This is a genomic window from Colwellia sp. Bg11-12 (assembly GCF_014076955.1).
Lineage (GTDB): Bacteria > Pseudomonadota > Gammaproteobacteria > Enterobacterales > Alteromonadaceae > Colwellia_A.
The window spans coordinates 310,291-321,495 of the sequence record NZ_JACGUZ010000071.1; the positions used below are offsets into that span (position 1 = coordinate 310,291).

At 40.1% G+C, this 11,205-nt stretch carries 9 protein-coding genes; all 9 read left to right on the plus strand.

What is annotated here, in order from left to right:
- The first annotated feature begins 61 nt into the window (after positions 1-61).
- The 9 genes from parC (at position 62) to mraY (ending at position 11,196) form a co-directional block, all read left to right on the plus strand.
- Complete coding sequence (parC, locus tag H4J39_RS10345) at positions 62-2,371, plus strand: DNA topoisomerase IV subunit A (RefSeq protein WP_182227993.1); 2,310 nt, start codon at positions 62-64, stop codon at positions 2,369-2,371.
- A 91-nt stretch (positions 2,372-2,462) separates the two neighbouring features.
- Positions 2,463-2,948 carry a YcxB family protein gene (locus H4J39_RS10350; RefSeq protein ID WP_182227995.1) on the plus strand — a complete coding sequence of 162 codons (486 nt, stop codon included), beginning with the start codon at positions 2,463-2,465 and terminating at the stop codon, positions 2,946-2,948.
- Between the two features lie 597 nt (positions 2,949-3,545).
- The gene (gene mraZ / locus H4J39_RS10355; protein WP_070374782.1) at positions 3,546-4,004 is read left to right on the plus strand and encodes a division/cell wall cluster transcriptional repressor MraZ; all 459 of its coding nucleotides are present in this window, start codon (positions 3,546-3,548) and stop codon (positions 4,002-4,004) included.
- An 83-nt stretch (positions 4,005-4,087) separates the two neighbouring features.
- Positions 4,088-5,029, plus strand: coding sequence for a 16S rRNA (cytosine(1402)-N(4))-methyltransferase RsmH (gene rsmH / locus H4J39_RS10360; protein ID WP_182227997.1), 942 nt, complete (start codon positions 4,088-4,090; stop codon positions 5,027-5,029).
- Positions 5,030-5,045: 16 nt separating this feature from the next.
- The gene (ftsL, locus tag H4J39_RS10365; RefSeq protein WP_259368806.1) at positions 5,046-5,357 is read left to right on the plus strand and encodes a cell division protein FtsL; all 312 of its coding nucleotides are present in this window, start codon (positions 5,046-5,048) and stop codon (positions 5,355-5,357) included.
- Positions 5,357-7,135 (plus strand): penicillin-binding protein 2, encoded by a 1,779-nt coding sequence (locus H4J39_RS10370; RefSeq protein WP_182227999.1) that lies wholly within the window; start codon positions 5,357-5,359, stop codon positions 7,133-7,135. Before ftsL ends, H4J39_RS10370 begins: the two co-directional genes overlap by 1 nt.
- The gene (locus H4J39_RS10375; RefSeq protein ID WP_182228000.1) at positions 7,128-8,711 is read left to right on the plus strand and encodes a UDP-N-acetylmuramoyl-L-alanyl-D-glutamate--2,6-diaminopimelate ligase; all 1,584 of its coding nucleotides are present in this window, start codon (positions 7,128-7,130) and stop codon (positions 8,709-8,711) included. The genes H4J39_RS10370 and H4J39_RS10375 overlap by 8 nt, the downstream gene beginning before the upstream one ends.
- Entirely contained in the window at positions 8,708-10,120 is a 1,413-nt protein-coding gene (gene murF, locus H4J39_RS10380; protein ID WP_182228002.1) for a UDP-N-acetylmuramoyl-tripeptide--D-alanyl-D-alanine ligase, read from the plus strand. The genes H4J39_RS10375 and murF overlap by 4 nt, the downstream gene beginning before the upstream one ends.
- A complete protein-coding gene (gene mraY, locus H4J39_RS10385; protein WP_182228004.1) occupies positions 10,114-11,196 on the plus strand; it encodes a phospho-N-acetylmuramoyl-pentapeptide-transferase in 1,083 nt (360 codons plus the stop codon). Before murF ends, mraY begins: the two co-directional genes overlap by 7 nt.
- Positions 11,197-11,205: the final 9 nt, after the last annotated feature.

The following is an 11,205-nucleotide window of genomic DNA, read 5'->3' on the forward strand; positions in this document are numbered from 1 at the left end:
TAATAATCAAAGTCACCTTTAGGGCTATCGCTTAACAGGATGACAACTCAGGAATTAATTCATGTCAGACGCGCTTAATTTTAGCCTAGAAGGTATTGAACAGCGGCCACTTCGACAATTCACCGAAGAGTCTTATTTAAACTATTCGATGTACGTGATCATGGATCGAGCTTTGCCACATATAGGCGATGGCTTGAAACCCGTACAAAGACGTATTGTTTATGCCATGTCTGAATTAGGCTTGTCTGCTAACGCTAAATATAAAAAATCTGCACGTACTGTTGGCGATGTGTTGGGTAAATTTCACCCACATGGCGACTCTGCTTGTTATGAAGCGATGGTGCTAATGGCTCAGCCGTTTTCATATCGATATCCATTGGTTGACGGACAAGGAAACTGGGGTGCGCCGGACGATCCAAAATCGTTCGCCGCGATGCGTTATACAGAATCACGTCTATCACGCTTTAGTGAAATATTATTGGCTGAATTAGGACAAGGCACTGTAGATTGGACACCCAATTTTGACGGTACCATGAATGAACCTAAAACCTTACCTGCTCGTTTACCACATATATTGTTAAATGGTATTACAGGTATTGCGGTGGGGATGGCTACTGATATTCCGCCTCATAATGTACGTGAAGTTGCCAATGCCTGTGTTCATCTTATAGAACAACCTAAAGCAGAAATTGGTGATTTACTTGAATATGTAAAAGGGCCTGACTACCCTACAGATGCTGAAATAATTACCCCTAAAGCCGATATTGAAAAAATATATCGTACCGGTAAAGGCAGCATAAAAATGCGTGCAATTTATGAAGTAGTGCAGGGTGATATTGTTATTACTGCTTTACCTCATCAAGCTTCGGGAGGAAAAATACTCGAACAAATTGCCGGACAAATGAACGCGAAAAAATTACCCATGGTGGTAGATTTACGTGACGAATCTGATCATGAAAACCCGACACGTTTAGTTGTTATTCCTCGTTCTAATCGCGTTGATATAGAACAATTAATGAATCACTTGTTTGCAAGCACCGACTTAGAAAAAAGTTACCGTGTTAACTTAAATATGATTGGTTTAAATAATAAGCCTGCTGTAAAAGACTTGCGGGTAATTTTATCTGAGTGGCTTGAGTATCGCCGCGAAACCGTTCGTCGTCGCTTACAGTATCGTCTTGACAAAGTCTTGGCACGTTTGCATTTATTAGACGGTTTGTTGATCGCCTATTTAAATATTGATGAAGTTATTGAAATCATCCGAAATTTTGATAAGCCAAAAGAGGAATTAATTTCCCGTTTTGATTTATCAGAACGTCAAGCGGAATCAATATTAGAAATTAAGCTTCGTCAACTTGCTAAACTTGAAGAAATAAAAATAAGAGCAGAGCAAGCAGAACTTAATATAGAGCGTGAATATCTCGAAAAAATCTTAAATTCAACAGCGCGTATGAACACGCTGATGAAAAAGGAAATTCAAGAAGCCGCTGAAAAATATGGTGACGACCGTCGTTCGGTACTTATTGAACGCAGTGAAGCCAAAGCACTCTCTGAAAAAGATTTAGTGCCCAGTGAAGCGGTTACCGTTGTTGTGTCTCAAAAAGGTTGGGCGCGTTGTGCTAAAGGTCATGACATTGAACCCGAAGCGTTGAGTTATAAATCAGGGGACAGTTACTTATGCTCATCAAAAGGGCGCAGTAATAATCCGGTAGTTTTTATAGACTCAACGGGGCGTGCTTATACAACCGATGCACATACCTTACCGACCGCACGAAGCCAAGGCGAACCCTTAAGTGGTCGTTTTAGCTTATCAACAGGTGAAACATTTGTTACCAGCTTAATGGCGAGTGATGAAAGTAAATACTTACTCAGTAGTGATGCTGGTTATGGTTTTGTTGGGAAATTCTCTGACATGATCAGTCGTAATAAAAATGGTAAGGCATTACTGAGCTTGCCAGCAAACGCCAAAGTGAATAGGCCATTACCTATCACCAATATTGACAATATGTTAGTACTCGCTATTACGTCTGAAGGTAGAATGTTGGTATTTCCTGTCAAAGACCTACCGGTATTAAGCAAAGGTAAAGGTAATAAAATTATTAATATCTCTGCTGCTAGAGCGAAAAGTCGTGAAGAATTTGTTTCGCTACTTAACGTAATTTCAGCTGACAGTTCGGTAACGTTACATGCGGGCAAACGCAAGTTAACCCTTAAGCCGAGTGATGTTGAACATTACCGCGGTGAGCGTGGTCGTCGAGGTAACAAATTACCACGAGGCTTACAACGTGTTGACCGCGTCGAAGTTGAGATGATTGCAGAGGAAAACATCACGTTAGACGTTGTTAATCCAACGCTCAATGAAGAAGATTAAATAGTCACAACTATTAATGACTATTTACTTCATCATTTGAAAGAAACTCAGGTAAAATAACACTATTATTTTACCTGAGTTTCTAACCACTATGTCGCAGCCGTTTTCTTACTCAACAACTTATGAACTAGATAAAGCACACTTTCAAGAATGCTTTAGTGAGTCTGTTGTTATTGTTACCCCTATCAATGCTTATAAAAAATCAATCGCTTTAACTATTGCGGGCATGTTATTGGTGCTGTTTACGCAAATGAATCCCTATGCCGCTTGGTTTGTTTTCGCTTTAGGCATTCTTGAAGCCGTGAGTACTTATTATCAAAAACCTTGGTGGGTTATGCGCCAAATGCTCAGTAAAGCCGCAAAAGGTAATGTTGACTTGACGATAGATGAACAAGGAATAGTGAGTAAATCATTTTATGCCAGCCTAACGTTGTTGTGGTCTGATGTGCTATTTATCAAAAAGACCCAGCTGGGTTGGTTGATAAAGCATGCTAAAGGACGCAGTTATATTTCTAACAAAAACTTATCAGCAGCAGCGATTGTATTTCTAACTGAAAAACTTGATCAGCAAAGCTAGCATTGATTATTGATGAGTTCCTTTGCTTAAACAATCCTAACTTCATTTTACCCTTTACTGCTATCTGGCTTGGCATGCTTTTCTGTCCCACAACACTTGAAAGCGTCAATGTATATGGGGTAGTTAGTTTTATGGCTGTCTTTGGCGCTATTTTGTGAATTTGACAGGTGCGTTTGGTGGTATTGTCTTTATTCTACTTTTTAATCAACTCAACTTTACTGAACAACAATCGATAGCGACTAGCTTTACTAAGACGTTAGTCATCCATCTCTTCGCAACTAAGTTGAAATTATACTTCGCTTTTAGGGGGGTAATAATAGGGCTGGCTGGTATCACGTAAGTGGTCGCTAACCGCTGATGTTTTCCTCGAAAACAGCTTAAAAATTAATTTTAATGCATATGTTGGGGTGATGATCCACAAAACCCCACAAATTCATCAACTTTGCTCAAAGCCTTAATTTTATTGGTGTTAGGCCTAATCATTTATACTAATCTTTGCTTGACATGGCTTTACTTTTCTCACTAAACTGTATCAATGTGGGAATAAGTGGGAATTAGTGGATCTTAAGGGATTACTAAAATAATAAAGCAGGGATTATGTTCAGAGGCACTAGCGCAATTACGCTCGACAGTAAAAATAGAATCACGGTACCGACCAAGTACCGCGAGGAGCTATTTGCTGATTGCCAAGGAAAAATGGTTTGTACCGTCGACATTCAACATCCCTGCCTACTCCTATACCCGCTTCCTGAATGGGAAGAAATAGAATTGAAATTGTGTAGTTTGTCTAGCATGAACCCACAAGAGCGATTGTTACAGCAAGTACTTTTAGGTAATGCTTCTGATTGTGAAATTGATAAGAGTGGTCGCTTATTGATTAATGGTCCGTTGCGTCTTCATGCCAATTTAGAAAAAGGTGTGATGCTGGTTGGACAATTGAAAAAGTTTGAAATTTGGAGTGAAAATGCATGGCAAGCGCAAATGCAAAAAGGCATTAGCCAAATTCAGTCAGGTGAAATTGAGTTGACTGACCGCTTGTTAGATTTATCACTGTAAAGAGCAAAATTAAGACTAAAAATAGTTAATAAACCCGATACCGAATTGATCACTTGGTATTCAGTAACATGGTATTACCCAAAATGAAATTAGATAATTCACATATCTCGGTATTGCTTGACGAAGCAGTAGCCGGACTCGCTATTAACCCCAATGGTACCTATATCGATTGCACTTTTGGCCGAGGCGGCCATTCAGCGCTTATTCTTTCTCAGCTTTCTGAAAATGGACGACTCATCGCCATTGATAGAGATCTTACTGCGATTAAAGCGGCTGAAAAATTTGCTGATGATGCTCGATTTACTATCGAACACGAAGGTTTTGCCGATTTAGAAAACATTGCAGAAAAACATCAGTTACTTGAAAAAGTTGACGGTATTTTACTTGACCTAGGTGTATCTTCGCCGCAACTCGACGAAGCAGAACGTGGCTTTAGCTTTATGAAAGACGGCCCACTCGATATGCGTATGGACACTACACGTGGCCAAACAGCTGCTGAGTGGATAGCTGTGGCTGATGTTGAAGACATTACTTGGGTATTACGTACCTTTGGTGAAGAAAAACATGCATGGCGAATTGCTAACGCAATTGTTGATACCCGTGAAGAAACACCTTATACCCGTACCAGCCAATTAGCTAAAATTATTCAAACGACTGCGCCACAACGCGAAATTAAAAAGCATCCTGCGACTCGCAGCTTTCAAGCTATCCGCATTTATATTAATAGTGAGTTAGAGCAAATCGAAAAAGTGCTGGCTGCATCGCTGTCCGTACTTGCAGAAAATGGCCGTTTAGTGGTGATTAGCTTTCATTCGTTAGAAGATCGCCTTGTGAAGCAGTTTATGAAAAAGCACTCACAAGGAAAGAAAGTTCCTCGCGGCTTACCTATTAGTGAAGAAGAGCTCAATAAAGGTAAAAAATTAGCCTTGATTGGTCGAAGACTAAAACCTAGTGAAAGTGAAGTGGAAGAAAATAAACGTTCACGAAGCTCAGTCATGCGGGTTGCAATGAGATTACCGCATTAATGCGGTTGGTATAGATATGGCAAACTCGAAAATGGCACTGCCACTTGATATTTGGTATGACATTCAGCGACATATACTTACATATTTGTTGTTACTAATGGTCGTAATGTCAGCATTTTCGGTGATTTACTTTACCCATTTAAACCGCCAAACCACCAGTGGTTTGGAAATATTATTAACAGAACGAGATGAATTAGATATTGAATGGCGGAATTTATTATTAGAGCAAAACAGCCTAGCTGAGCACAGCACGATAGAAAGCAAAGCAGGTAAGTTATTACAGATGAAAAGACCGAACATTAATTCGGAAGTCATCATTCAACTATAATGAGCAAGTTAGTGAAGAAACAACCAGACAAACAGCAAATTTCGGTGGCATGGCGTTTTTACGTGGTGCTAGGCCTAATTGTGTTTGTCTATGCCGGTTTACTGGCCCGTAGTGCATATATCCAAATCATTGAACCTGACATGTTGAAAAAACAAGGGGATATGCGCTCATTACGCACTACAGCTCATACGGTACAACGAGGTTCAATTGTCGATCGCAATGGCCGTGAACTAGCAATAAGTGTACCTGTTGAAACTGTTTGGGCTGATCCTAAAATAGTTATGGAAAATAATGCCCTCGCAATGAAAGAGCATTGGCAAGCACTTGCTGATGTTTTAGGGCGTAATGTAAATAAATTGACTGAACGGATCATTAAAAATCCAAGCAAACGATTTGTTTACGTTGAACGTAAAGTGTCGCCCGCTATGGCTAAATATATCAAAGAACTTAAAATACCTGGCATTCATTTACGTAAAGAATCAAAACGCTTTTATCCGTCAGGAGAAATTAGCGCTCATGTTGTTGGCTTTACCAACGTTGATGATAAAGGTATTGAGGGCGTTGAACGTGTTTATGATCAATTGCTCACCGGTACTGATGGTGAAAAACAATACCGTAAAGATGCGAAAGGTCGCAAAATAGAAATTCTTTCTGAACAAGCATCTACTCAGCCTAAAGATATCGTATTAAGTATTGACCAACGAATACAAGCGATTGCTTACAAAGAATTGAAAGGTGCCGTTAAAGCATTTAAAGCATCGTCAGGTTCAGTTGTTGTTACGAATGTTCATACGGGCGAAATTTTAGCATTGGTTAATAGCCCGTCTTATAATCCTAATAATCGCCGAAATACGGCAATTCATCGTTTTCGAAACCGAGCGATTACCGATTTTTATGAGCCAGGCTCTACTTTAAAACCATTAACCGCATTAACTGCATTAGAGTTTGGCTCAGTTAAAGCGGATAGCATTATTGATACCAGTCCAGGTTGGATGCGCTTAGGCGGACGTCGTGTAGGTGATCCGATTAACCGTGGAAAACTAAGTGTTACTGATATTTTAGTGCATTCATCAAATATGGGTACCACTAAGTTAGCCCTTTCTGTACCAAAAGAATTTTTACTTAATAAGTTTTTTGATGCGGGGTTTGGCGAACAAACTGGCGTGGGCTTAGTCGGTGAAAGCTCTGGTATTATGCATAATCGCCATCGTTGGTCTGAATTTGAACTAGCCACTTTGTCATGGGGGCATGGGGTTGCTGTTACTCCTATACAACTGGCAAGGTTTTATTCAACATTAGCTAATGGCGGTATTAAAAAACCACTGACTATTATTAAGCAAGGTACCCTTGATACTATACCGCTACGTGATGTACGTGTTTTCTCGCAGCAATCTAGTCAAGAAGTTGTAGGGATGCTAGAGCACGTTGTTGATGAACATACTTCAAATGCTAAAGTAGAAGGTTATCGTGTTGGTGGTAAAACTGGCACTGCTATTAAAGCTTTTGCGGGTGGTTACGGTAATGAGTACGTTGGACTCTTTGCGGGTATGGCGCCTATTTCTGATCCCGCTATTGTTGTTGTGGTGGTGATCAATGAACCTGGCGGTGATTTATACCACGGCGGTGAAGTCGCTTCTCCTGTCTTTTCAAGAGTCATGAAGGGCGCACTACGGGTATTGAATATTGCACCTGACGCAAAAAGTGTTGCTGAAAATAGACCGATAGAAAGTAAAGGTAAACCGGTAGCGAAAGCGAAACAGGAGCAAGCAGATGCCTGATTTTACTTTTTCATTGAGCCAAACGAATTTTTTTGATGTTTTAAAGGCGTTTAATTTACCGACAGAACGGTTGGCAGAACAAGCAGACTTTCCTCTTAGCTTGGGCGATTTAGTTAACGACACGCGTAAATTAAAAGCAGGCGACGTGTTTTGTGCGGTGATAGGAAGTCAGCAAAATGGCAATGATTACATTGCTAAAGCCGTCTCATTAGAGGGTGCTTTCGTTATCGCTGAATGCACAGATGCAGCGCAGCATGGTCAGATTGTTTATCTAACCAAAGCAGACTCAGACAAAAAAATACCACAAGTCTATTTTTATAAGCTTAATGAACAACTTTTTGCTTTCTCAAAAGCTTATTATCAAAATCCACAACAAACGATGACAGTGATAGGTATTACTGGCACGAATGGCAAAACCAGTACCAGTCAAATAATTTCAAAATTATTAGCGAGCTGCCAACAAAGAACGGCTGTTATAGGTACTAATGGCGCTGGACAAATTGAATCACTACAAGCAGTTGAGAACACTACACCAGCTGCGACACAGTTGCATCAGTTAATGGCTGAGTTTTCGGCTGACCATTGCAAAAATGTGGCTATGGAAATATCTTCTCATGCGCTTGAACAGCAACGTGTTATGGCCAACTTACTCGATATTGCGGTATTTACTAACTTGTCACGCGATCATCTTGATTACCATAAAACAATGGCTAACTATGCTAACGCTAAATACAAAATTTTTAGCCATGATGCTGCGCAAATAGCGATTATAAACGGTGATGACGAGCAAGCTCAACATTGGTTAGCGCATTGGCCAAATAAGCAAACCACTATTGTTTATGGTAAATCGTTAGCTATTTCGAAATTTTCAGCTTATGCACAAGCTTGCAATATTAAAACGGATGCGAGTGGTGTTAAATTCACACTGAATACGCATCTGGGCGAACAAAAAATTGAAAGTGTATTAATTGGCGATTTCAATATTGAAAATTTACTTGCTGCTATCGCTGTTTTAATGAGCAAAAATATCTTATTAAGTGATATAGCCGTTGCGGTTAAATCGTTAACCCCCATTATTGGACGTATGGAAACCTTCAAAGCCCATGAAAAGGCGACCACTATCGTTGACTATGCACATACGCCTGATGCTTTAAAAAGCGCATTAGATGCTTGTCGTCATCATTGTATCGGCGATTTATGGGTGGTTTTTGGCTGCGGTGGTGACCGAGACAAAGGTAAACGGCCACTGATGGCGCAAGCCGCGGAAAATTGTGCTGACCATCTCGTATTTACTACTGATAACCCAAGAACAGAACAAGCTGAAGATATTGTCGTTGATATGCTTGCAGGTTGTATTAAACCTGAGGATGTTACCGTTTTACTCGACCGTGAATTGGCTATTGTAGCCACATTAGCAAAAGCTAAAGCTGACGACATGGTCTTGCTTGCCGGTAAAGGCCATGAAGAGTATATCGTTGTGGGTAAAGAAAAAATTAACTATAACGAACGTGAATTTATCAAATCAATTTATGAACGTTACCAACAAAAAAATGAAATTGTCGGAGCTATTTTATGATCCCATTATGCTTAGCTGAAATAGCGCTGGCCGTTGATGGCAAACTTGTTGGAAAAGATATTACTATTGATAGTATCAATACTGATAGCCGAGCTTTAGTTAAAGGTGAATTGTTCCTTGCATTAAAAGGACCTAATTTCGATGCTCACCGCTTTCTTGAACAGGTCATTTTACTCGGCTGTGAAGCCGCTATTGTTGATCATCAATGTGAAATTGACATCCCTCAAATTATTGTAAGCGATACCCATATAGCATTAGGTAAAATAGCGGCTTATGTAAAAGAAAAAGTTGCCCCTAAAACGGTTGCTATCACTGGTAGTAGCGGTAAAACCACAGTTAAAGAAATGGTCGCAGCTATTTTGTCGCGTCTAGGCAACGTATTAGCAACAAACGGTAATTTTAATAATGATATTGGCGTGCCACTAACGTTACTTCGCCTTGAACCACAACATGACTTTGCCGTCGTTGAATTAGGCGCAAATCACATGGGCGAAATAGCTTATACCACAGCATTAGTGAAGCCTGATGTCGCCATTATTAATAATATTGCTGCGGCTCATTTAGAAGGTTTTGGCGATTTATGCGGTGTTGCGCGCGCTAAAGGTGAAATTTTTGAAGGGCTAAGCAGCAATGGCGTGGCACTTTATAATCAAGATTGTAAATTAGCTAATAAATGGCAATGGCGCTTAACCGATAAAAAGGTAAGAACATTCTCCTGCGAACAAACGGCTGACTGCTTTTCTAGTGATGCAGTGCTCGACGATAACGGTTGTGCAAGCTTCACTTTACATACCTATTGCGGCAATACGTTTATTGAATTAACAGTGCCCGGTAAACACAATGTTTGTAATGCCTTAGCGGCAGCAACCATTGCTTTAGAATTTGGTGCAAGCCTTGATGATATTCGTTTGGGTCTGGCAGAAATGTTGTCAGTGAAAGGACGATTGAACTTACATCAGTTAACACCAACGTTTAAATTAATTGATGACACTTACAATGCGAATGTTGAATCAATAAAAGCCGCCACTGACTTACTGGCAAGCTATTCTGGTCGTCGCATCCTTATTTTGGGTGACATGGGTGAATTAGGCGCGCAAGCGCGTGGTTATCATCAAGAAGTGGGCGAGTATGCTAAACACTGTAAAATTGATGAATTACTCACCATTGGTGTGTTGAGCCAAAGCTCAGCAGATGCTTTTCAGGGACACCATTTCAGTGAAAGAACACCATTAATGCGTTGCTTAATTTCCTTGTTGGAAAATGAACAACAAGCGATCTCTATTTTAGTTAAAGGTTCACGTAGCGCCCGTATGGAAAATGTAGTGCAAGATATTATTAACTGGCGTAAAAAGGCAGATCTCTCTTCGTCAACTTTAGAACATAATTCATCGGAGAAAAGTTCATGCTAGTTTGGCTAAGTGAATATTTAACACAGTATTACAGTTTTTTTAATGTTTTTTCATATCTAACGTTTCGTGCCATTGTCAGTACCTTAACGGCGTTAATTATTTCTTTATACTTTGGCCCTAAACTGATTCGTTATTTACAAAATATGCAAGTGGGTCAAGTGGTTCGTGACGATGGTCCGCAAAGCCATTTGGTCAAAACGGGTACGCCGACCATGGGCGGGATTTTAATTTTAGCGGCGATTATCGTCAGTGTTTTGTTATGGGCAGACTTAAGTAATACCTATGTTTGGGTCGTGCTTTTTGTTATCACCAGCTTTGGCATTATTGGTTTTGTTGATGATTACAGAAAAGTTATTCGAAAAGACGCCAATGGCTTAATCGCTCGCTGGAAATATTTTTGGCAAACTGTCGCGGGTTTAGCGACCGCATTGTTTTTATATTCTCTTGCGCAAAGTCCAGAAGAAACGAGTTTACTTATTCCGTTCGTCAAAGATGTGTTACCTCAACTGGGTATTTTCTATGTGGGGATGACCTATTTTGTCATTGTAGGTACAAGTAACGCGGTTAATTTAACCGACGGTTTAGATGGCTTAGCGATAGTGCCAACAATAATGGTTGCCGGTGCATTTGCGATATTTGCTTACATGACAGGGCATGCAAATTTCTCTGAATATTTACATATACCTCATATAGCCATGGCGAGTGAACTCGTTGTTGTTTGTACCGCTATTGTTGGTGCAGGTTTAGGTTTTCTTTGGTTTAACACTTATCCAGCACAAGTTTTTATGGGCGATGTTGGCTCTTTAGCATTGGGCGCTGCCTTAGGTGTTATCGCAGTTTTAGTTCGTCAAGAATTAGTCTTGTTCATTATGGGTGGTGTTTTTGTGATGGAAACGGTGTCGGTAATTTTACAGGTTGGATCATACAAATTACGTGGTCAACGTATTTTCCGTATGGCGCCTATTCACCATCATTACGAATTAAAAGGCTGGCCAGAGCCTAGAGTTATTGTCCGTTTTTGGATCATCTCGTTAGTGTTAGTACTCATTGGTTTAGCAACATTAAAACTTCGTTAATTATTATTA

Bases quoted from the DNA above. Each gene is read 5' to 3' on its own strand.
- rsmH (WP_182227997.1), top strand. From the start codon at position 4,088: ATGAAATTAGATAATTCACATATCTCGGTATTGCTTGACGAAGCAGTA.
- mraY (WP_182228004.1), top strand. From the start codon at position 10,114: ATGCTAGTTTGGCTAAGTGAATATTTAACACAGTATTACAGTTTTTTT.
- ftsL (WP_259368806.1), top strand. From the start codon at position 5,046: ATGGCAAACTCGAAAATGGCACTGCCACTTGATATTTGGTATGACATT.
- H4J39_RS10375 (WP_182228000.1), top strand. From the start codon at position 7,128: ATGCCTGATTTTACTTTTTCATTGAGCCAAACGAATTTTTTTGATGTT.
- murF (WP_182228002.1), top strand. From the start codon at position 8,708: ATGATCCCATTATGCTTAGCTGAAATAGCGCTGGCCGTTGATGGCAAA.
- H4J39_RS10350 (WP_182227995.1), top strand. From the start codon at position 2,463: ATGTCGCAGCCGTTTTCTTACTCAACAACTTATGAACTAGATAAAGCA.
- mraZ (WP_070374782.1), top strand. From the start codon at position 3,546: ATGTTCAGAGGCACTAGCGCAATTACGCTCGACAGTAAAAATAGAATC.
- H4J39_RS10370 (WP_182227999.1), top strand. From the start codon at position 5,357: ATGAGCAAGTTAGTGAAGAAACAACCAGACAAACAGCAAATTTCGGTG.
- parC (WP_182227993.1), top strand. From the start codon at position 62: ATGTCAGACGCGCTTAATTTTAGCCTAGAAGGTATTGAACAGCGGCCA.